The sequence below is a fragment of the Niveispirillum lacus genome (assembly GCF_002251795.1).
GTDB lineage: Bacteria > Pseudomonadota > Alphaproteobacteria > Azospirillales > Azospirillaceae > Niveispirillum > Niveispirillum lacus.
In genome coordinates, this window is record NZ_NOXU01000026.1 from 245,346 (window position 1) to 266,796 (window position 21,451).

At 60.7% G+C, this 21,451-nt stretch carries 22 protein-coding genes; 14 read left to right on the forward strand and 8 right to left on the reverse strand.

The features are described from left to right. The first annotated feature begins 65 nt into the window (after positions 1–65). The 4 genes from CHU95_RS09065 to CHU95_RS09080 are packed head-to-tail and all read left to right on the forward strand — an operon-like array spanning position 66 to position 4,243. Complete coding sequence (locus CHU95_RS09065) at positions 66–1,142, forward strand: efflux RND transporter periplasmic adaptor subunit (RefSeq protein ID WP_245838081.1); 1,077 nt, start codon at positions 66–68, stop codon at positions 1,140–1,142. 57 nt (positions 1,143–1,199) lie between these two features. Further along, on the forward strand, positions 1,200–1,886 hold the full coding sequence (locus CHU95_RS09070; protein ID WP_094455862.1) for an ABC transporter ATP-binding protein: 687 nt from the start codon (positions 1,200–1,202) through the stop codon (positions 1,884–1,886). Beyond that, positions 1,883–3,040 carry an ABC transporter permease gene (locus CHU95_RS09075; RefSeq protein ID WP_094455864.1) on the forward strand — a complete coding sequence of 386 codons (1,158 nt, stop codon included), beginning with the start codon at positions 1,883–1,885 and terminating at the stop codon, positions 3,038–3,040. The genes CHU95_RS09070 and CHU95_RS09075 overlap by 4 nt, the downstream gene beginning before the upstream one ends. 15 nt (positions 3,041–3,055) lie before the next feature. Further along, a complete protein-coding gene (locus CHU95_RS09080; protein ID WP_094455866.1) occupies positions 3,056–4,243 on the forward strand; it encodes an ABC transporter permease in 1,188 nt (395 codons plus the stop codon). A 1-nt stretch (position 4,244) separates the two neighbouring features. Here the strand turns inward: CHU95_RS09080 and CHU95_RS09085 are convergent, their stop codons facing one another. Next, positions 4,245–5,507: a hypothetical protein gene (locus tag CHU95_RS09085; protein ID WP_133065486.1), complete on the reverse strand. Its 1,263-nt coding sequence runs from the start codon at positions 5,505–5,507 to the stop codon at positions 4,245–4,247. A gap of 140 nt (positions 5,508–5,647) precedes the next feature. Here CHU95_RS09085 and hisB point away from each other — a divergent pair, with 140 nt between their 5' ends. The 8 genes from hisB (at position 5,648) to CHU95_RS09125 (ending at position 10,689) form a co-directional block, all read left to right on the forward strand. Further along, positions 5,648–6,280, forward strand: a complete 633-nt coding sequence (gene hisB, locus CHU95_RS09090; RefSeq protein WP_094455871.1) for an imidazoleglycerol-phosphate dehydratase HisB — start codon at positions 5,648–5,650, stop codon at positions 6,278–6,280. A 51-nt stretch (positions 6,281–6,331) separates the two neighbouring features. After that, positions 6,332–6,982, forward strand: a complete 651-nt coding sequence (gene hisH, locus CHU95_RS09095) for an imidazole glycerol phosphate synthase subunit HisH (RefSeq protein WP_094455873.1) — start codon at positions 6,332–6,334, stop codon at positions 6,980–6,982. Continuing rightward, a complete protein-coding gene (locus CHU95_RS09100; RefSeq protein WP_094455875.1) occupies positions 6,979–7,563 on the forward strand; it encodes a GNAT family N-acetyltransferase in 585 nt (194 codons plus the stop codon). Before hisH ends, CHU95_RS09100 begins: the two co-directional genes overlap by 4 nt. Continuing rightward, the gene (gene hisA / locus CHU95_RS09105) at positions 7,560–8,288 is read left to right on the forward strand and encodes a 1-(5-phosphoribosyl)-5-[(5-phosphoribosylamino)methylideneamino]imidazole-4-carboxamide isomerase (protein ID WP_094455877.1); all 729 of its coding nucleotides are present in this window, start codon (positions 7,560–7,562) and stop codon (positions 8,286–8,288) included. Before CHU95_RS09100 ends, hisA begins: the two co-directional genes overlap by 4 nt. Before the next feature lie 4 nt (positions 8,289–8,292). Beyond that, complete coding sequence (gene hisF / locus CHU95_RS09110) at positions 8,293–9,066, forward strand: imidazole glycerol phosphate synthase subunit HisF (RefSeq protein WP_094455879.1); 774 nt, start codon at positions 8,293–8,295, stop codon at positions 9,064–9,066. A gap of 5 nt (positions 9,067–9,071) precedes the next feature. After that, positions 9,072–9,404, forward strand: a complete 333-nt coding sequence (locus CHU95_RS09115; RefSeq protein WP_425435960.1) for a phosphoribosyl-ATP diphosphatase — start codon at positions 9,072–9,074, stop codon at positions 9,402–9,404. Positions 9,405–9,439: 35 nt separating this feature from the next. After that, positions 9,440–9,796, forward strand: a complete 357-nt coding sequence (locus tag CHU95_RS09120) for a histidine triad nucleotide-binding protein (protein WP_094455881.1) — start codon at positions 9,440–9,442, stop codon at positions 9,794–9,796. 572 nt (positions 9,797–10,368) lie between these two features. Beyond that, a complete protein-coding gene (locus tag CHU95_RS09125; protein WP_094455883.1) occupies positions 10,369–10,689 on the forward strand; it encodes a hypothetical protein in 321 nt (106 codons plus the stop codon). Between the two features lie 429 nt (positions 10,690–11,118). Here the strand turns inward: CHU95_RS09125 and CHU95_RS09130 are convergent, their stop codons facing one another. The 3 genes from CHU95_RS09130 to CHU95_RS09140 are packed head-to-tail and all read right to left on the reverse strand — an operon-like array spanning position 11,119 to position 12,965. Further along, entirely contained in the window at positions 11,119–11,799 is a 681-nt protein-coding gene (locus CHU95_RS09130) for an MBL fold metallo-hydrolase (RefSeq protein WP_281255156.1), read from the reverse strand. After that, positions 11,796–12,401 (reverse strand): DUF3052 family protein, encoded by a 606-nt coding sequence (locus CHU95_RS09135; protein WP_133065487.1) that lies wholly within the window; start codon positions 12,399–12,401, stop codon positions 11,796–11,798. Before CHU95_RS09135 ends, CHU95_RS09130 begins: the two co-directional genes overlap by 4 nt. Before the next feature lie 12 nt (positions 12,402–12,413). Further along, the gene (locus CHU95_RS09140) at positions 12,414–12,965 is read right to left on the reverse strand and encodes a gamma-glutamylcyclotransferase (RefSeq protein ID WP_094455889.1); all 552 of its coding nucleotides are present in this window, start codon (positions 12,963–12,965) and stop codon (positions 12,414–12,416) included. Between the two features lie 74 nt (positions 12,966–13,039). Here CHU95_RS09140 and CHU95_RS09145 point away from each other — a divergent pair, with 74 nt between their 5' ends. After that, the gene (locus tag CHU95_RS09145) at positions 13,040–14,068 is read left to right on the forward strand and encodes a DUF2125 domain-containing protein (protein ID WP_094455891.1); all 1,029 of its coding nucleotides are present in this window, start codon (positions 13,040–13,042) and stop codon (positions 14,066–14,068) included. Positions 14,069–14,190: 122 nt separating this feature from the next. Here the strand turns inward: CHU95_RS09145 and CHU95_RS09150 are convergent, their stop codons facing one another. From CHU95_RS09150 to CHU95_RS09160, 3 genes are all read right to left on the reverse strand, one after another. Further along, the gene (locus CHU95_RS09150; RefSeq protein WP_094455893.1) at positions 14,191–15,144 is read right to left on the reverse strand and encodes an acetyl-CoA carboxylase carboxyltransferase subunit alpha; all 954 of its coding nucleotides are present in this window, start codon (positions 15,142–15,144) and stop codon (positions 14,191–14,193) included. A gap of 87 nt (positions 15,145–15,231) precedes the next feature. Continuing rightward, positions 15,232–15,996: an MOSC domain-containing protein gene (locus tag CHU95_RS09155; RefSeq protein ID WP_094455965.1), complete on the reverse strand. Its 765-nt coding sequence runs from the start codon at positions 15,994–15,996 to the stop codon at positions 15,232–15,234. A 101-nt stretch (positions 15,997–16,097) separates the two neighbouring features. Continuing rightward, the gene (locus CHU95_RS09160; RefSeq protein WP_094455967.1) at positions 16,098–16,664 is read right to left on the reverse strand and encodes a methylated-DNA--[protein]-cysteine S-methyltransferase; all 567 of its coding nucleotides are present in this window, start codon (positions 16,662–16,664) and stop codon (positions 16,098–16,100) included. 164 nt (positions 16,665–16,828) lie between these two features. Between CHU95_RS09160 and clpB the strand changes: the two genes are divergently transcribed. Beyond that, positions 16,829–19,465: an ATP-dependent chaperone ClpB gene (gene clpB, locus CHU95_RS09165; protein WP_094455895.1), complete on the forward strand. Its 2,637-nt coding sequence runs from the start codon at positions 16,829–16,831 to the stop codon at positions 19,463–19,465. A 67-nt stretch (positions 19,466–19,532) separates the two neighbouring features. On the opposite strand, the gene CHU95_RS09170 is transcribed toward clpB, so the two are convergent. Further along, positions 19,533–20,909, reverse strand: coding sequence for a M23 family metallopeptidase (locus CHU95_RS09170; protein WP_094455969.1), 1,377 nt, complete (start codon positions 20,907–20,909; stop codon positions 19,533–19,535). Positions 20,910–21,451: the final 542 nt, after the last annotated feature.

The following is a 21,451-nucleotide window of genomic DNA, read 5'->3' on the forward strand; positions in this document are numbered from 1 at the left end:
ATCCAAGCCGCCCCACCCTCATCCCCAGCCGGCCGTGCCGGGGAGAGTCTGGATGTTGGACGGATATGATGACCGATAAACGTGACCTATTGCGTTCGCTGACCATAGATCGCCCGGCGGATATGCCGGCAGCAGGCGTGGCGCCGCCCCGTTCCGGCCTTCCCGGCTGGGCAAAAGGTGTAGGTGCTGTTGCACTGGTAGCACTGGGTGTGGCGGGGGGCGTTTATGGGTCTGCCTTTCTGACCGGGAATGACGATGCATCACCGGCCAAACTGGCAGCCGCCGCGGCGCAGCCAACGCCATCTGCGGCCACGCCGACCGCTGCCGCGGTTGCAACAACCGCACCGCGCCCGACCAATACACTGGTGGCGTCTGGTTACATCGTCGCGCGGCGCACGGCCACCGTGTCGGCCGAAATCACTGGCCGGGTGCAGGATGTTCTGGTCGATGAAGGCATGGTGGTGACCAAGGGCCAGGAACTGGCGCGCCTGGATGCAACCCTGGCCGGGATCGACCTTGATTTATCCAAGGCCCGTGTTGCATCAGCCCAAGCCCAGATCGAAGGCCTTTCCGCCGATCTGCGCGATGCCGAACGTGTCTTGGCCCGAACGGCATCTTTGTCCAAGGCCTCCAACGCCTCAGAAGCGGAGTTGACCCGAGCCCAGGCCCGCGCGGAAACCCTGCGCGCGCAGTTAAAGGGGGCCAGGGCTGACCTGGAAGTGGCAAGGATATCTGTTAACCGACAGACGGAGACAGTTGACCGTCACATCGTCCGCGCACCCTTTGACGGGGTTGTGATCGACAAGAATGCCCAGCCTGGGGAAATCATCTCTCCCATGTCTTCGGGTGGTTTTACCCGAACCGGTGTCTGCACCTTGGTGGACATGGAAAGCCTGGAAGTGGAAGTCGATGTGAACGAGGCCAATATCGGCCGCGTGCGTCCCGGCCAGTCGGTGGAGGCGATCCTGGACGCCTATCCCGACTGGAAAATCCCCGCCAGCGTCATTGCAGTGGTGCCACGTGCCAACCGTGACAAGGCCACCATCAAGGTGCGTATCAAGCTGGAGCAGCGCGATGGCCGCGTCCTGCCCGATATGGGTGCCAAGGTGACCTTCCTGGATGCCAGACCTGCCGGGAACTGAACCTGTTTCATCGCTATTCAACCGGCTAAGGGAACAGCCGGAAATTGGGAGAAGACCATGACGGCATTGATCAGCATCCAGAATGGCGCCAAGCGTTTTATAAAGGGTCGGGAAACCATTACCATCTTCGACCAGCTCGACATGACCATTGAAGCGGGCGACTTCATCGCGATCATGGGGCCATCGGGTTCCGGCAAGACGACGTTGCTTAATCTTCTGGGCGGCATCGATCGCGCCACATCCGGCAGCATCACCTTTGCGGGCCAGCGGCTGGACCAGATGAATGAAGGACAATTGTCAACCTGGCGGGCGGCTAATGTCGGCTTCATTTTCCAGTTCTACAACCTGATGCCGGCCTTGAATGCCGCCCGCAATGTGGAATTGCCCTTGTTGCTGACCAGCCTGGGTTCCGGTGAACGGCGCAAGCGGGTGGAAACGGCCCTGAAGATTGTGGGACTGTCCGAACGCGCCAAACATTTCCCGCGCGAAATGTCGGGCGGACAGCAGCAGCGCGTGGCCATTGCCCGCGCCATTGTGGCAGACCCCCGTATGCTGCTGTGCGACGAGCCGACGGGCGATCTGGACCGCAAGACGGCCGATGAAATCCTGTCCATGCTGCAATTGCTAAACAAGGAAATGGGCAAGACCATCATCATGGTCACCCATGACCCGGAGGCCGCACGCTATGCGTCCCGTGTCCTGCATCTGGACAAGGGCCGCTTTGTCGAACAGGTGGCCGCATGACCGACTTCTCGCTGATCCTGGCCAATCTGTTCAGCCGGAAACTGCGCGCCGCTTTGATGCTGGTGGCGATCTTCTTCGCCTTCCTGATCTTCGGCGTGCTGGCTGGCGTGCAGAATGGCTTCAACAATATCGGTGGTTCTGCCGGCGAAAACCGGCTGGTGACCATCAACAAGATCAATTTCACCCAGCCTATGCCCATTGCCTATATCGAACGGATAAGGTCGGTGGAGGGCGTGGCCCGGGCCAGCTTTGCCAACTGGTTTGGCGGCTACTTCCAGGAAGGCAAAAATCAAGTCGTGACCTTTGCGGTCGACCCTGAGTTCTATCTCGACATCTATGCTACTGATTACCGGCTGAAACCGGAGGATCGGGCAGCCTTCATGGCCGACCGTACCGGCCTTCTGGTTGGGGCCAAGTTGGCGGAGCGCTGGGGCTGGAAAGTGGGAGACCGGATCCCCTTATCGTCCAATATTTACACCAACCGCAATACTGGTAAGCAGACCTGGGACTTCACGATTGTTGGAATTTTGGAGCCGGCGCAGGAGAACGCGGACACCAGTGTCGCCTTTTTCCACTATGCCTACTTCAACGAATCGGTCTCGTTCGGTAAGGACACGGTGGGTTGGATTGTCATCGAAACCACAGACAAGGCGCTGAATACGGATGTGTCGAAGCGCATTGATGCGATGTTCGCCAACTCACCCGCCGAAACCGCAACCGATACGGAAAAGGCCTTTAACCAAGCCTTTGTTGGGCAGTTGGGCAACATCACGCTGATCGTGACACTTGTGGTCGGCGCGGCTTTTGCCACGATCCTGATGATTGTTGGCAACACCATGGCCATGGCCGTGCGAGAGCGGACCAAAGAGATCGGCGTGATGAAGACTCTAGGCTTCCCGTCGGCCCGGATTTTCAAGATGGTACTGGGCGAATCGCTTCTGCTGGCTTTGTTGGGGGGGCTGCCGGCTCTGGCTGCTGCCGCGCTTCTGCTGGAAATGATGCGGGCCTCGGTCGGGTTTCCAGGTCTCGCCCTGACACTGGATTTCACTGCACTGGGTATTGTCATCATGGTGGCGCTGGGCCTTTTGACCGGGATCGTCCCGGCATGGAACGCACTACGCCTGAACATCGTGACCGCGCTTGGTCGCCAATAAGGGCAGGGGGCAAGAATGCGTATCTTCAACCAGATCATCGCTGTCTGTGCCATTAACCTGAAAAGCCTGCCACAGCGTTTCTGGCTATCCCTCTCTACTGTGGTCGCGGTGGCGATGGTGGTAACGGTGTTGCTGAGCTTCCTGGCGCTGGCCGCCGGCTTTAAGCGCACCCTGGACGGTACCGGGTCCGAAAGCATCGCGATCATGCTGCGTGACGGTTCACAGCAGGAGGTCAACTCCGTGGTCGCCCTCGATCAGGTGCGCCTGATTGGTGAGGCGCCGGGCATCGTGCGTAAGGAGGATGGCAATCCACTGGTATCGGGGGAGCTTTATGTCATCGTTGATGGCGTGCGCCGTTCGACCGGGCTGAAGGCAAACCTGCCGCTGCGCGGTATCGGCAAGGATGGCGCCGCCTTGCGCGATGGACTGAGCATCACCCAGGGCCGCATGTTTGAGCCGGGGAGCAATGAAATTGTGGTGGGTGAGGGATTGATCCGGGAATTTGCCGGATTCGACCTGGGCAGTGAGGTTCGTCTGGGCACCGGCACCTGGAAGGTCGTGGGGGTTTTCTCCATGAATGGTGCGGTGTTCGAAAGCGAAATCTGGGGCGATGTCACGGTGGTGCAGAGCCTGTTTCGTCGAGGCTCGTCTTTTCAGACGGTGCGTGTCCGCCTGGAAAATCCAGAGGCCATCGACCTGCTGCGGGACTATGTCTCCAACGAGCCGCGCTTGAAACTGGAAGTGTTTTCGGAAAAAGGCTATTTCGCCGGTCAGTCCTCTAATACGGTCAGCCTGATCCAGAACGCAGGTTGGCCGCTGGCTATCGCTATGGCGCTGGGTGCTTTGGCCGGGGCCTTGAACACCATGTACAGCTCGGTCGCCAGCCGGTCGCGGGAGATCGCCACTCTGCGCTGTCTGGGCTTTGGTGGGTTCCCCAGCTTTGTAGCGACCATGCTGGAAAGTTTGGTGCTGGCTGGCATCGGCGGGGTAATCGGGTCGCTGGGGATTTTCCTGTTCTTCGACGGTTTCAGCACATCAACATTGGGGCAGGGCTTCACCCAGATCGTGTTCACGGTCAGCCTGACGCCAGCACTGGTCAAACAGGGGATCGTGCTGGCCCTGATTGTTGGCCTGATTGGTGGTTTTTTCCCAGCCCTTCGTGCGGCGCGCCTACCAATCGTCGCAGCCTACGCCCAGGGTTAACTTACGGCGCCGTTGCGTCAGTGGCTGTGGGTGGTGTGATGGTCCGGAAATGGGCCATCACACCGGCCGGCGCATAATAAGGGGCGGGGTCACCGGGCAAGGTGCGTTGTCCGCGCAGGGCCGCGAGACGGCCTTCCTCATCCACCAGCATCCAGGGCGGATCACGCCACACTGCTGTGTCCAGGTCCAGCAACAAAGATGGCACCTCCGTTCCCTGGCTGCGCGCAGGGCCGATATGGGCGGCGACCATCGCGGCGCTGCTGCCGTCGTCCCCCGGTCGGTACAGAAACTGGCTGACACCCGGCCGTTGCCGTCGGATGGTGATGGCTGGCCACAGCCCTGCTGGCAGGCGAAGCAGGATAAAGCCGAAGGCCTGTGCTGCAACTTCGCTATCTACCACTCGTCCATCGGCCAGCATCAACGGTACTGGTGTGGGCAAATTTGCACCAGTATCCGGCAACAGCACCAGACCCCCGGGGTCAGCGATTACCCCGGTCAGGCTACCCCAGCGTATCAAAGCGGCAGATTGGGATGCGCCGTCCCCTTCATCGGCGATGTCCTGGGTTTGATGCGGGGCTGTCACCTCCACCGTTGGCTGAACGGCGGTAGGAAGGGTCGGTGCCGCTCCTATGCTGGCTAGTGCTGGTGAGGGGGCGGCAGAGACGGCGGTCCCAGTGGCGGGTGACGACAATGCGAGATACCGGAATTCCGGCAGCGTCGCCAACCGACGCGTCGCATCCGCCATGGCGTTACGGATGATGATGCCATATTTGCCGTTCAGTGAAGGGACATCGCTTTCGCCTGTCCCTTCTGTCGTGAAGCGGTGTACAGCGCGAGGCGGGTCCGTGACCTCCCAGTCGATCCGCACCCGTCCAGTGCCGGTGGTGCCAACCGATCTGCGGGTGTCGCCGCTCATCCTCCGGCAGAGGGATAAATCAATATCGACCAGCCGGCCGGACAGGACCCGCCCAGCGCCCGGTGTCAGGGAAAGCCCGCCCCAACCGGCGCCGTCGCGTAGCGCGTCTGCCAGGATGCGGTCGATGCCGCCCTCGGCGATCCAGGCCACGTCATGGTAGGGACCGTCGCATCCCCACCCCCATTCGTATGCGCCCGCTTTGTGTCCTACAGGCAGATCAATCACAACCCGGCCTGCTGCAACCGCGGCAGGTACGCGCACTTCTGTCACCGCTGCCGTCTCTGCACAGCCAGCCAGCAGAAGCACACTCAGCATCGGGACAAGAATAAAACCAAGGGCGCAGTGCATGGGATGCAATCTGAAAGAACCATACAGCTCTATAAATACAATCAACATCCTCCCTGCGTCCAGGCCCGCGCAAGGGAACGGACGCTGCCTTGCAAAAGGGCCGGATGGACAGGGACGGCCCCGATTGATAGGAAATTCTCATGTCGAACGCAGCCGCCCCCTCCGCCCGTTCTCCGCGCCGTGCCGTTGTCGAACGCACGACGAAGGAGACCCGCATCCGTGTCGCCGTCGACCTGGACGGTACCGGTGTCTACAAGGTGTCTACCGGCATTGGTTTTCTGGACCATATGCTGGAACAACTGTCTCGCCATTCGCTGATCGACCTGGAGGTCGAAGCGGTGGGCGATCTGCATATCGACTTCCACCATACGACCGAAGATACCGGCATCGCCATTGGCGAAGCTGTGGCCAAGGCGCTGGGCGACCGCAAGGGCATTCAGCGCTATGGCGACGCCCTGATCCCCATGGATGAGACGCTGACCCGCGTCGCCATCGACCTGTCGAACCGTCCTTACCTGATTTGGAAGGTCAATTTCACCCGCGACAAGCTGGGTGATATGGACACCGAACTGTTCAAAGAATGGTTCCAGGCCTTTGCGCAGGCCGCCGGCGCCACGCTTCATGTCGAAAACCTCTATGGTGAGAATAATCACCATATCGTGGAGAGCTGTTACAAGGCGCTGGCCCGGGCCTTCCGTGCGTCGGTCGAGATCGACCCGCGCAAGGCAGATGCCGTGCCCTCCACCAAGGGGGTTCTGGGCGGGTCGCTGTAACCGGCGGTGCAGTCCTTTTCTCCATCTTTCTCCGTCGCATGGGCAGGCACCATGACCGATAGCGTCGCCCTGATCGATTACGGCTCCGGCAATCTGCGTTCCGCTGCCAAGGCCTTGGAACGGGCTGTGACCGATAGCGGCATGGATGCCCGCATCATCGTCACCAATGACCCGGATGTTGTGCGCCGCGCCACCCGAATTGTCCTTCCCGGTGTTGGCGCTTTTGCCGATTGCAAGGCGGGCCTGGACGCCGTGCCTGGCATGGTGGAGGCACTGACCGAGCGGGTAATCGGGCAGGGCGTGCCCTTCCTGGGCATCTGTGTTGGCATGCAGTTGATGGCCAAGGCCGGGGTGGAACATGGTGTTCATCCGGGCTTGGCGTGGCTGGACGCAACAGTGGAGGCGCTTACGCCGGCCGACCCCCGCCTGAAAATCCCGCATATGGGTTGGAACGAGTTGATCGTGAAGGCGCCATCCCACCCGGTGCTGGCTGGCATCGGGCCCGGTACCCATACCTATTTTGTCCATTCCTATGCGATGAAGCTGGCTGATCCGACCCTGGTGCTGGCGGCCTGTGACTATGCCGGAGAGTTTCCGGCGATCGTTGGGCGCGACAATCTGGTGGGTATGCAGTTTCATCCGGAAAAGAGCCAGGCCGCTGGTCTGTCCATCATTGGCAATTTCCTGCGGTGGCTTCCATGAGCGGCGAACACCAAAACCCGCTGGCTGGGTCTGACAGCGTCGTCACTGTCGAGAAGGTGACGGAGTTGAAGCGCTCCGACCTCTATGATCTGTGCGACGCGGCGGAGGCAGCAATCATTGATGGTGGTGGTTTCGGCTGGGTCAGCCCGCCCGACCGCGAGGTGATGGAGCGCTATTGGAAAGGCGTGATGGCTGTGCCGGAGCGGACCCTGGTGGTAGGGCGCCTGGACGGGGTGATCGCCGGATCGGCCCAGCTTGTCCGCCCCACCCGCAATAACGAGGCACAGGCCTTTGCCTGCAACCTGACCACCAGTTTCGTCGCCCCCTGGGCGCGCGGCCATGGTATGGCGCGCAAGCTGACGCAGGCGGTGATCGACGAAGCGACGCGGCTTGGCTTCGGTATCCTGAACCTGGACGTGCGAGAAACACAGCGGGCAGCCCTTACCCTCTACGACCATATGGGGTTCACGCGCTGGGGAACGCATCCCCATTACGCCCGTGCCAAAGGCCGTACCATCGCCGGCCATTTCTATTACAAGGTCCTGGAACGGCCGGAAGACCAGACGGAGCCGCAAGCATGATCCTCTACCCCGCCATCGACCTGAAGGATGGCAATGCCGTCCGCCTGCTGCGTGGGGAGATGGATCAGGCGACCATCTTCAACACCGATCCCGCCGCCCAGGCTGAGACATTTCAGGCCCAGGGCTTTGAATGGCTGCATTTGGTGGACTTGAACGGCGCGTTCGCGGGGTCACCCGTGAATGGTGCCGCGGTTGAGTCTATCCTCAAGCGCGTGAAACTGCCGACGCAATTGGGGGGCGGCATCCGTGACCTGGATACCATCGCCTTTTGGCTGGAACGCGGTCTGACCCGCGTCATTCTGGGCACGGTAGCGGTGAAGAACCCGACCCTGGTAAAGGAAGCCTGCAAGGCCTTCCCCGGCCATGTCGCTGTCGGTATTGATGCCCGTGATGGCTATGTCGCTGTCGAAGGCTGGGCAGAAACCAGCAGCCTGAAGGCGCTGGACCTCGCCCTGAAGTTTGAGGATTGCGGCGTTGCCGCCATCATCTACACCGATATCGACCGCGACGGCGCCCTTGGCGGGGTGAATGTGGAGGCGACGGCCGATCTTGCCAGCCATCTGACCACCCCTGTCATCGCGTCAGGCGGTGTTTCTTCCCTGGCCGATCTGCGGGCACTGAAAGAAGTGGAGCATACCGGCATCAACGGCGTGATCTCCGGCCGTGCGCTCTATGACGGGCGCATCGACCCGGCGGCGGCGCTGGCGACCTTAAGGGGGGAATGATCCGATGCTGAAGGCCCGCATCATTCCCTGCCTGGATGTGAAGGATGGCCGCGTCGTCAAGGGTGTGAACTTTGTCGACCTGATCGATGCCGGCGACCCGGTCGAGCAGGCGCGTCTCTATGATGCCGCTGGTGCGGACGAGTTGACCTTTCTCGACATCACGGCCAGCAGCGATAACCGTGAGACTATTTTCGATGTTGTCCGTCGTACCGCTGAACAGGTCTTCATGCCGCTGACCGTCGGCGGCGGCGTGCGCACGGTTGAGGATATCCGCAAACTTCTTCTGGCCGGCGCCGATAAGGTGTCGATCAACACCGCCGCCGTCCACCGTCCTGAATTCGTGCAGGAAGGGGCGCAGAAGTTCGGCGCACAATGCATTGTGGTCGCCATCGACGCCAAGGAGGTGGAGCGTGGCCCCGATGGTGAACAGCGCTGGGAGGTTTTCACCCATGGCGGGCGCAATCGCACCGGCATCGACGCAGTCCGATGGGCCCAGCGTATGGCCGACTATGGGGCGGGGGAGATCCTGCTGACCTCGATGGACCGTGACGGCACCAAACAGGGCTTCAATCTGGAACTGACACGCGCGGTTGCCGACGCGGTGACCATCCCCGTCATCGCCTCGGGCGGTGTCGGTCATCTGGACCACTTGGTCGATGGAGTGGTCAAGGGCCATGCGTCAGCCGTGCTGGCTGCCAGCATCTTCCATTTCGGCACCTATACCATCGCCCAGGCCAAGGAGCACATGGCCAAAGCGGGGATACCGATTCGTCTTTGAAGGGAATGCCGATGTCTAGCCCTGCCATCCTGGACGATCTCTACGCTACCATCCTGTCACGTAAGGGCGGTGATCCCGACAGTTCACATACCGCCCGTCTGTTCCATAAGGGCCGGGCCAAGATTGCGCAGAAGGTCGGCGAGGAGGCGGTGGAGACGGTGATCGAAGCCATAGCGGGGACGCCTGAGAAACTGGCTTCGGAATCTGCCGATCTTCTGTACCATCTTCTGGTTCTCTGGGCGGATGCCGGGGTGCAACCTGCCGATGTCTATGCCATTCTGGAAGGACGGAAGGGCGTCAGCGGGATCGAGGAAAAGAACAGCCGCACACGGGCCTGAAACGGCGCTCCCATCACAGTGGAAGGAACGGTGCCTTGATCTACGATCGCAGCAATATCTTTGCCCGTATCCTGCGCGGGGAAATCCCCTGCAAGAAGGTTTATGAGGATCAGTACGCCCTGGCCTTCCATGATATCAATCCCCAGGCTCCGACCCATATCCTGGTGATCCCCAAAGGGCCCTTTACCAGCTTCGCCGATTTCTCATCGCAGGCGACCCCGGAAGAAATTGCGGGCTTTGTCCGCGCTGCCGGTCTGGTGGCACGGCAGGCGGGGGTGGAGGATAGCGGGTATCGACTTTTGGCCAACCATGGCCCTGACAGCCATCAGGAAGTACCGCACTTCCATATCCACATTGTTGGCGGTCGTGCCTTGGGCCGGCTGCTGGCCTGACGCGCGACGGCCCGTCCCCGTCATCATCTGTCAACCCCGGTGCCGAATTGGTGCCGGGGTTTTCATTTTATTTTTGCTAGTGTGATAAATGTCACTTGAACGCAGTTCATCTGGCGGTTAAACAGTGTTCAGGACGGGGCGGCTAATTTGATGTCGACCTGTCCGGTCTGTAACGGTGGTTCAGCACCGGTGCCGACCAACAGTTTCGTTCCGGTCTGCGGCCCCACCACGGCCGGAACGGCGGCGGGCCTTGTCGCCCTCATTCGGGCCCGCCCTTTTTGCCCCCGGCGTTGTCCCCACAGCGCCGGGGGATACTTTTTTGGGGCACAAACACCAAAAATTCGAACCGTAGCGATGATGTGGTGCGCCATCTAAATAAGAGGTGCTCCTGAGTCTTTCGTACCTGAGGAATATTCATCAGGGTATTAGGCCGACAGAAGTGAATGGAGATCATAAGGTATCGAAATATATAGATTGGTGATAATGTCGAATATGAAACTCGACGCATATGGCGAGAAGTGATATTTGTGAATATAACAAGGGCATGAATATTTCTTATTAACTGATCATCCATGATATTGTTTTCATTTTTACATACTGATGAGGCAGAGAAAGACTTCACATATGGTGGGCTCTATGCTGGATTTTATCCGGGCTATAACCAGGCAAGGGGCCTGATTACGACCTGGGGGAAAAGGACCGGAGGTTTCGGGTCGTTGAAGAATATTGGTTTGAGCCTTTCCCTCGCCATGAGTTACGGCGACTTTCTGGAAAGTGGCATCTATCTGGGGGCAGAATTTGAAGTGGGCAGTCTCACCATGGATCGAAAGGGCATTGTCAAAGGTCAGCCTGCTTTGCCTGATATGATCGAGAATTATGGCCTGTTCGCCTAGCCCCGGTTGTTGCATGAGCGACGACAGCTTGCTCTGTCTAAAATCCGGCTTCACCCGAACCGGGTACGACTTGTCTTATATTAAAGGCAACTAACAGCGGTCCTTATCCGGTACCGCCAACGGTTTCAGTTATGGCTTTGATTGTGAAACGCCGCTGGACGACAGGGTTTGGTTTAAGTCCGCGCCTGCGAACACATCGAATGCACCGGGACAGATCGCAGCGATCTGCTGGTGCGGTTTGGGCTGGCCGTACAGTTTCCCTGACCGGTCGGGGCGGTTTCTAACACCCAGGTGCATGGGACATACCACCGGGTGTTTGCCGACTGGCTGCCCACGCCACGTAGCGCGTCAAGCCAAGCTGCCGGCCGGCAGTGCCCGGCGCGTGCGGCAAGATGCAGATACCAAGAGCCATACTTCATGGCTCTTGGTTCACCGCCGCCCCGATACCGCCCGATCCCCGACATAGGGGTTGGATTGCCGTTCCCGGCCAAAGCTGGAGAGGCCGCCATGGCCTGGCAGGAAGGTGATATCGTCACCCAGGGGAAACAGCTTTTCCCGAACGGACCGGATCAGGTCATCCAAATTGCCACCGGGAAAATCGGTGCGGCCGATGGAGCCTTCAAAAATCACGTCGCCGACAATGGCAAAGCGTGACGGTTGGTGGAAAAACACCACATGTCCAGGCGTGTGGCCGGGGCAATGCAGCACATTCAGCACCAGTTCGCCTACAGTGACCGTATCGCCATCGACCAGCCAGCGGTTGGGCGTGAAGGGGCGGGAATAGGGCATGCCGTATCCGGCCCCATGTTCCCTGAGCGCGATGATCCAGTAGTTATCCTCAATGGCGGGCCCCTCGACGGGAACGTTCAGCAGGTCCTGCAAGTCGGCGACGGCGGCGGCATGATCGACATGGCCATGGGTAACAAGGATGCGCTCTACCGTCAGCCCATTCTTGGCAACCGTTTCGCGGATCTGTTCTACCCCGCCGCCGGGATCAATCACGGCGGCGCGCAGGGTCTTAGTGCACCAGATGATGGAGCAGTTCTGTTGAAACGGGGTGACTGGAATGATCACAGCCTTCATCGGTGGTGTCGCACTCATCCCGGTCATGCCTTCCGTTGTACAAATTTCAGCGCCGTATGTGTGGGTGACACCGCGCATACCTTGTTGTCAACCAGTCCCGCCCCGCGACCGGCCTTGCGCACGTCATCCTGGGTGATGTCACGCCGCCCCTTTGGATAGGCGATCCACAGGCCAGCCTTAACCGCCAATGCAGGGGCTATTTCGGGGACGGCGTCCAGGTCGGCCGCGCTGTCGGCGACCAGAAGCACGAAATCGGCTTCCGGGGTCCCGAGAGCATCCCGGATGATACCAGCACGTGTAAGTTCGGCCGCCAGCACCGGGTCAGGCGCTTGTCCCGCCAACCGCACCCGATGGCCCGGCTTGATGCCAAGCTTGTCCAACACAGTCTTGGGATTGCGGATAAAGGCTAGCCAGGCGGCTGCCCGGGTGGCGCCCAGGTCAAGTGCCAAAGAGCCATCCGCAACGCTGAGGACCAGGGCATCGCCTACAAGAGCCGATGCTGTCAAATCGGCCAATAACAATTTGACCCGAAAATCGCCACGGAACAGTACATGGTCCCGTTCCAGCAGAGCCTTACCCGTTCCTTGTTGTCCACCCCAGCGGGCGGTGACCATCGCTTCATGTCCCATGGGTCTGCCCCCTTAGATACGGGCTGCCAGCTCCCGCAGCCCCTGATCCTCGATGCCCAGTTCGGCCAGATGGTCGATCAGGCTGGACAGGTAATCGACATTACGGCCGGACTGCCCCACCCCCTGGCGGATCAGTGATGCCGTGCCGTCGAGACCTAGCCGGCCGCAATATTGGCTGTGTGCAGGGTCAGCGGTGAAGGTCAGGGCCCGCACATCCCCCTGGTCGGTACGTACCCGCAGGCGGCGAGGTATGTAGACACGGTAAGCCATTTCGCGCTGCCATAGATATCTCAGCACGTCGGGCACCGCCGCTGCTTCGACCCGAAACACCATGCCTCGGCATGCCCCTCCGCGGTCCAGTCCCAGTACGGCCCCCGGTCGTTCCGGCGTGCCCCGATGCTGGTGACTATAGATGCAGAAGCCCCGATGATAGCCCCGCAACAGTCCCTCACGCTTTTCCACAAAGGGAAATCCAGGATTCCACATCAATGAACCATAGGCGAACACCCAGAGATCGGTACCGGGCGGGTGGTCAAAATCGGGTAGGGTGGAAGGGTTGGTCATTCTGGGTTGCCGGTTCCATCTCGCGGTCGCAAAATGGTAACGCAAGCCTTCCCTAGTGCCAACGCGGATATCCCATGCTTCATCGCTATCGCGCCTTGTTCCTGGCCCTGTCCGCGGCGATTCTGTTGCTGCTGGCCTACACAGCTTGGTGGGCTGCTTTGGCAGGCAGGGTGCGGACGGTCCTGACTGAGGCGCCGGGTAAGGCACTGGCGGAAAATGGGATCGTCCTCGACCTACGCGATCCGGTGGTCGCAGGCTTTCCCCTTTCGCTGACGGTTGATCTGTCCGGTTTACGGGCGCAATGGCCCAGTGGGACGATCCTGGAACTGGGTCCGTTGGCAGCCCATGCCTTTGCTTGGAACCCCAGCGAGATCCATGTCACCGCTGCCGCCCCCCTTCGGCTCGATCTGGCAGGGTCGGCCCGACATGCAACCATCTCCGGAACCGCTTCTGGCCTGACAGGAACGGTCAATCTGGGGTTGGACGGTCAACCGCTGCTGGTAACAGCCAGTCTATCGGCGCTGGGGGCATTGGCGAATGCCAGATGGGAGGCGGCAATGGCAACCATCACCTGGACAGCACCCGCCCAACCGCCGGGAGGTCCTACCGATCCGCAGGGCCAGGTCAGTCTGCTGGTCCGCGACCTGGACCTGCCGGGCAGGGTACCGGCCCCATTGTCGCGGCGGATTGAACAGGTTTCCCTGTCCTATGAACCGCGCGGTCCGCTTCCGGCCAAGCCCAGCGTTGAGGGGATGACCGCCTGGCGCGATGGCGGCGGCACCGTCGAGATTCTGGGTGCCCGCGTGCTCTGGAGTGGCATGGACCTGCGTGCCAAGGCGACCCTCGCCCTGGACCGGCAGATGCAGCCCGAAGGCGCTGGCGCGGCAGAACTGTCGGGTGGTCAGACCTTGATCGACATGCTGGCACAGAATGGCGGTATGCAGACTGAACAGGCGGCGGCGATGAAGGCAGCCCTATCCACGCTGTCCAAACGGACCGATGACGGGCGGGACGTCTTGCAGGTGCCGGTCACGCTGCAGAATAGCCGCCTGTTTGTCGGCCCGCTACAAGTGGCGACCTTACCGCCGATCCCGTGGAATTGACCAAGGGCCGGCGCGTTCTCCCTTGCCTACCGAGCGTTGGGCAACCCGATCGGTCGTGTCGATCAAGAGGAGGCTTGACCGAACGGCCTGTCCAATCTGTATCCGGCTACCGCAAAGCGATATCAGCCCAGGCCTTTTTGACCCATATCCAGGAACTTCTGGCGACGATTCTGGCGCAGGGTCACACCATCCTGGCCGCGGAGGCCCTCCAGAGCGTCCTCGATAGCATTTCCCAGCGCGCTGATCGTTTCCTCCCGTCGGCGATGGGCGCCGCCAATCGGCTCCATCACCACACGGTCGATGACGCCAAGTTCCTTCAGGTCCTGGGCCGTCAGGCGCAGGGCTGTGGCGGCATCGGCGGCATTGGCGGCGGAGCGCCACAGGATAGAGGCGCAGCCTTCGGGCGAAATCACCGAATAGATCGAATGTTCCAGCATCAGCACGCGGTCGGCGGCGGCAATGGCAATGGCCCCACCGGACCCACCCTCACCGATAATGGTCGACACCATCGGTACCGTCAGGCGCAGGCAGCTCTCGATTGACTTGGCGATGGCTTCAGCCTGACCGCGTTCTTCCGCGGACACGCCGGGGAAGGCGCCGGCAGTATCGACCAGCGAAAGGACGGGCAGGTTGAAACGGTCGGCCATGGCCATCAGGCGCTGGGCCTTGCGGTAACCTTCCGGCTTGGCCATACCGAAATTGTGCTTCACGCGGCTTTCGGTGTCGTTGCCCTTTTCCTGACCGATCACGACAACAGAACGACCACGGAATCGGCCCAACCCGCCGATGACGGCCCGATCCTCTCCGAACAGCCGGTCTCCGGCCAGCGGCGTGAAATCAGTGATCAGGGCCTGGACATAATCAAGGCAGTGCGGCCGATTCGGGTGACGGGCCACCTGTACCTTCTGCGCCGGGGTCAGCTTGGCATAGGTGGCGCGCAGCAGCTTATCCACCTTGTCCTGAAGCTTCTTCACCTCGTCGGCGATATTCAGATCACCGCCATCGGCAAGGTGGCGCAGCTCCTCGATCTTGGATTCCAGCTCCGCGATCGGCTTTTCAAATTCCAGGAAATGCATCGACGTGACTGTTCCGCCCTTGGCATGAAGCGGGCTGATTAGCATGAGATTCGGCCGAGGGCCATAGTGTGTGTGCGCAGGGGTGGATTAATCCAGCACGCGCACCGCATCACCCGGCTTGATCTCCCCGCCCTGTTCGACATGGGCATAGACGCCGCAGACCACATGGTCGAAGCCGCTTTTCAGCGCCTTCAGCAAGGCCATGTCGCGTTCGCCAGTGGCAGGGTTGACTTCCACCGCGGCACAGCGGGTCGTGGTCTTGAACACCGACAGCACCGTGTCGCCGATGGCGATACGCTTGTCCACCCAGGCCATTTCGGCCCAGGGTTCAAGGCCCGACAGGTGCAGATTGGCGCGGAAACGCAGGGGATCGACGGGTCGTTGCGTCACCCGGCCGATATCCCTCACCGAAGCCAGGTTCAGAAGCGACACGGCCTTGTCGGGAATGTCGGTGAAGTTATGGCCGGGGCTTTCCACGATCTTGTAGGGACCCGGAGCGGCGGCATCCTTCATATAGGCCGACAGGAACTGATCGATCAAAAGACGGCCTGTGGCGGTGTCGATACGTCCACCAGCCACCCGCTTGCCATTACGGTTCAAGATCAACATACAGGTGGCGGGATCGAACGCTGCCTGCAGGGTTGCCAGCTTTTCATCGCGCAACAGGACCAGAAAGTTGGTCTTTGGCTTCCAAGACGGTTCCAACGGGTCGAACTGCGTCGCCCGATGCAGAATGGCAAAGCGCCGGTCATGCGGCAGGCAGCCGCCCGGCGTCAGGGTGACATGGTCCAGGAACTGGGCTGAAAGCCCTTTCACCGGATAATATTGGATAGCGTCAAGCGTCACGGACATGATGTCGATAAGATAATCTGCGGCATGGTCACGGCGCAACCCGGACGATACGGTAGAATCGGTAATTTAGTTTCATAGTTCTGCCCGACGAGCCTTAAATATCAGAACAGGCCCAGCTGCTGCGCCGGTAGAAACGCCCCTTCAATCCGCAGCAGTGTCAGTTTCGTATCCACCCCGCCGGGCGCGGAGAAGCTACCGGTCCCGCCTGCCGCTGCCATCACCCGGTGGCAAGGCACCACAATGGGCCATGGATTGCGGCCGAGCGACTGCCCCACGGCACGGGGAACGATCGATGCTGGCAGATCAGCCAGCACATCGGGGGGCAGTTGTTTGCCTACCTGCCCATAGGTCAGGGTCTTTCCCGGCGGGATGGCGCGGGCGATGGCATAAACCGCGCGGTCAAAGGGGCTGGTGGCCGCCATATCCAGCCGGATTTCTGCCAAATCCCGCTTCTGCCCCGACAGCAGGGCGCGGATGCCGGCAATGGCCGATGCCGCTTCCGCATCCGGTTCGCCCGCCACCGCCCCGGGCACCGCCCGGCGCATCTTCTGCGCCAGATCACCACCTTCCACCGCCGGCAGGCGCACGGCCAGCAGCCCACCCGGACGCCAGGCGATGGCGCAGGTGCCGATGGTCGTGTCGAACAGGTGAAAGTATCGTTCAATCATGCTGGTAACCATAGCCACCCGGTCAGGTTCCGTCACGGACCCTTGCGGGCTTGGGTCCTGCTTCCCACATCAGATACGATCCTCCCGGATCGCACTTGACGTGGATCATCGCATTCATCGGGCCCAGCGGGGACGATGGGGCAAAATCGGGGAGTTTGTGGGTTATGGACTTCAAGAATTATACCGAACGCGCCCAGGGTTTCATCCAGGCGGCGCAAGGGGCAGCGGCGCGGGCTGGACATCAGCAGCTGACGCCCGAACATCTGTTGAAGGCGCTGCTGGAGGACCAGGAGGGCATGGCCGCCAACCTGATCACCAGTGCCGGCGGCAATGCCCGCATGGCGGAGGCCGCTGTTGACGCCGCCTCGCGCAAGCTGCCCAAGGTGGAAGGGGGGGGGACCCAGCTTTTCGCGACGCGCGAACTGGTTCGCACCTTTGAACAGGCGACAGAGCTGGCCAAGAAGGCCGGCGACAGTTTTGTCACCGTCGAACGGCTGCTGCTGGCGCTGGCACTGTCCACGGGCACCGACGCGGCCAAGGCGCTGACTGACGCTGGTGTGACGCCGCAGAAGCTGAATGAAGCCATCAATAGCTTGCGCAAGGGGCGCACCGCCGACAGCGCGTCCGCCGAACAGGGGTATGACGCCCTGAAGAAGTACGCCCGTGACCTGACGCAGGCGGCGCGCGATGGCAAGCTGGACCCCGTGATCGGGCGCGACGAGGAGATCCGTCGTACCATCCAGGTGCTGGCGCGGCGCACGAAGAACAACCCTGTGCTGATCGGCGAACCCGGCGTGGGCAAGACCGCCATTGTGGAGGGGCTGGCACTACGCATCATCAATGGCGACGTGCCCGAGGGGTTGAAGACCAAGCGCCTGCTGTCGCTGGATTTAGGCGCGCTGGTGGCCGGTGCCAAGTTCCGCGGTGAGTTCGAAGAACGGTTAAAGGCCGTTTTGTCAGAGATACAGTCGGCAGCCGGCGAGATTATCGTTTTCATTGATGAGTTGCATACGCTGGTCGGGGCCGGCAAGGCCGATGGTGCCATGGATGCGTCAAATATGCTGAAGCCCGCGCTGTCGCGGGGTGAGTTGCATTGCGTGGGCGCCACCACGCTGGACGAGTACCGCAAATATATTGAGAAGGACCCGGCCCTGGCCCGCCGGTTCCAGCCTGTATTCGTGGCTGAACCGACGGTGCAGGACACAATCTCCATCCTGCGCGGGCTGAAGGAAAAGTACGAGCTGCACCATGGTGTGCGTATCACCGATAGCGCCATCGTGTCGGCCGCCACGCTGTCCAACCGCTATATCACGGACCGGTTCCTGCCCGACAAGGCCATCGACCTGATCGATGAGGCCGCTTCGCGGCTGCGCATGGTGGTGGACAGTAAGCCCGAAGCCATTGACGAGTTGGACCGCCGTATCATCCAGTTGAAGATCGAACGTGAGGCACTGAAGAAGGAAACTGACCAGGGTTCCCGCGACCGGCTGGAAAAGCTTGAATTGGAACTGGCCGAGCTGGAGCAGAAATCCGGCACCCTGACGGCGCAGTGGCAGGCGGAAAAGGATACGCTGACCGGTGCTCAGAAGCTGAAGGAAGAGCTCGATCGGGCCCGGGCCGAACTGGAACAGGCGCAGCGTGCTGGTGACTGGGCGCGGGCAGGAGAGATTACCTATGGCCGGATTCCCGATTTGGAAAAGCGTTTGACCGCTGCCGAGGCCGCCAGCCAGAACCGCATGCTGAATGAGGCGGTGCGGGAACAGGATATTGCCGCCGTGGTCAGTCGCTGGACCGGCATTCCCATGGACAAGATGTTGACGGGCGAGCGTGAGAAGCTGTTGCAGATGGAAACCCATCTGGGCAGCCGCGTGATCGGGCAACAGGAGGCGGTGATTGCCGTCGCCAATGCTGTCCGCCGCTCACGTGCCGGCTTGCAGGACCCCAATCGCCCCATCGGAAGTTTCCTGTTCTTGGGGCCCACGGGTGTGGGCAAGACGGAATTGACCAAGGCGTTGGCGGAATTCCTGTTCGATGATGAAACGGCGATGGTCCGCCTTGACATGTCCGAGTACATGGAAAAGCACGCAGTCAGCCGCATGATCGGCGCGCCGCCGGGCTATGTTGGCTATGACGAGGGCGGAGCCTTGACCGAGGCCGTGCGCCGCCGCCCCTATCAGGTGGTGCTGTTCGATGAGGTTGAGAAGGCCCACCCTGATGTCTTCAATATCCTGTTGCAGGTACTGGATGATGGGCGCCTGACCGATGGGCAGGGCCGCACAGTCGATTTCCGGAATACCTTGATCATCATGACCTCGAACCTAGGGTCTGAATTCCTGGCTAATCTGCCGGATGGTGAAGACAGCGCGGCGGCACGTAGCCAAGTGATGGAAGTGGTGCGGGGGTCCTTCCGACCAGAGTTCCTGAACCGGCTGGATGAAATTCTGATCTTCCATCGGCTGTCACGGGCCAACATGTCCGGCATCGTGGATGTGCAGTTGGCGCGCCTCACCCGCATGCTGGCGGATCGCGACCTGGCCCTTGAACTGACAGGCGCTGCCAAGGAGTGGTTGGCTGACAAGGGCTACGATCCCGTCTATGGGGCGCGGCCTCTGAAGCGGGTCATCCAGCGCGAATTGCAAAATCCCCTGGCGACCCGCATCCTCGATGGCAGAGTGGTTTCAGGCGCCCCAGTAAAAGTTGATGCTAACATGGAGGGGCTCCTGATCCAGGGAGAGCCAGCCCACGGTTCCCTGCCGCCGGCGGGTGAGTCAGCCTGGGGCCAGGCACGCACTGTTCATTGAGCCCATCGTGGAGATAAAGCCCGGCCGAATCGCTTCGGCCGGGCTTTATTCTGTGTGATCACGGTGGTCAGCAGCCGCGCTTGCGATCGCAACCGGGTGTAGATGACTTGCCCGTCGGTGGTGTGGTCGCCACAAGGCCGATCCCATCAGTGACCTGATCGCCACCCGCATTGAACCGCTGCTGCAGGTTGGCCATCACGCCTTTGAAGCGGGCCAACTCCTTGCCTTCCAGATTGCGACCGGTTGGGAGAGTGACGGACAGCGGATTAACCTGTTGTCCGTTCTTCACAATCTCATAATGAAGATGCGGCCCGGTGGAGCGGCCCGTGGTGCCGACATAACCGATCACATCCCCCTGCGCGACACGTGCACCCCGACGCATGCCAGCACCAAATCGCGACATATGCGCATAGGCCGTGGAAATCTCACCATTGTGGCGGATGCGGATATAGTTGCCGTAAGCGCCTTTCGGCCCGACCTCTTCCACAACACCGGCACCAGCCGAATAGATCGGTGTTCCAGTCGGCGCGGCAAAATCCACCCCCTTGTGCATTTTTGAATAGCCGAGCACGGGATGGCGACGCATGCCGAAACCGGATGACAGACGCGCGCCGTCAATCGGGGTTTTAAGCAGGGCCTTACGGATGGATGAGCCCTGAGCGTTAAAGAACTCTGCGATGCCTTGGCTATCCTCATAGCGATAGATCGCTTGTTCCTTGCCCGACAGGGTCAGTGAAGCATAGAGGATATGGCCATTGCCACCAGCAACGACCTCGCCATCTTCAGTCACCACCTGTTCATACAGAACCTCGAACCGGTCCCCCGGCTGGATGTCACGTTGGAAGTCGACATCATATGAATAGTTTCGAATCAGCTCGGTCAGCACATTCATGGGCACGCCAGCCGCACGCCCCGATTCGAACAGCGAAGACCGGATCACGCCTTGGGCAGCAACGGCGCGCCGCCCGAGTTTTTTGGCTGTCTCTGCGGCCTGAAATCGGACGCCATTAAAACTGACAGACACCGATCGCTCAACAGCGGGCTGGAAGGCAAAACCGACGAATCGATCCTCGTTGCCAGTGCGGTCGAACATCACCTCAACAGGCTGCCCTGACTTCATACGGCGCGGATCATAGACGGCCTTCAGGGCTGCAACGGCTTCCTGCGCATGCGGCTGTGGGACGTCGGCTTCCAGAAGCACCTGCATCAAAGTTTCGCCGCGACCCAGGCTGACCAATCGACGTTCAACTGGGTCAGCGGCCTTTTCAATATCACCCCAGGCATCAGGGGCAGCAGAAGGTCCTTGCTGTGCATCAAGCGACGCGGGCGCAGAGGCCGTTTCCCCCGCCATCATGGCCGACGGGCCGTCAGAATAAAGGAAAGCGGCAGAACCAGCGCCACCCAAGGCAGCCAGCGCCATAGTCGCAATCGCAAAACGCTTCATCAGCACTGACGAACCTCCATCCCCACGCTCCTCCTGGTTTTTGACCGATTGGCTGCCAGGCCCGCAGGCTTGGCGGATGTTCGCAGAAGTGACAGTACCGACACTGTCAACGACACACTTCCTGGGAAGAATGCGTTTCTCGCAGCGGACCCGTGCTTCCTGCACCGATGCGCAGGCATAATCCCCATCCACGCACTGGAATGCGAGCAAAAAGACAAGGGTGGCGGCAAAAAACTTGGCCATCGCTTGGGTCTGGGCCTCTCTGCCTGCTCACGATGCCGGCCGCCAAGCTGTGATCAGCTTTCGCGATATATCTTTCGCGATATACATAGATCGCGCGCGAGAAGCCGTTCTCAGCACCGCTTTAATGTTTTTGCAAAATAGCGCTTGCCAACGGAAGGGGAGATGTCCTATACCCCGGCTCCCGCAGCGAGGCGGCCCTTGAGGTTGTGGCGGTGCGGTTGGTTCTTGGTGGTATTAAGCCACTGACATTGTTGGACTAGACATCATCGCACGGCGGATTTCGGTCCGCTGCTGTTGAT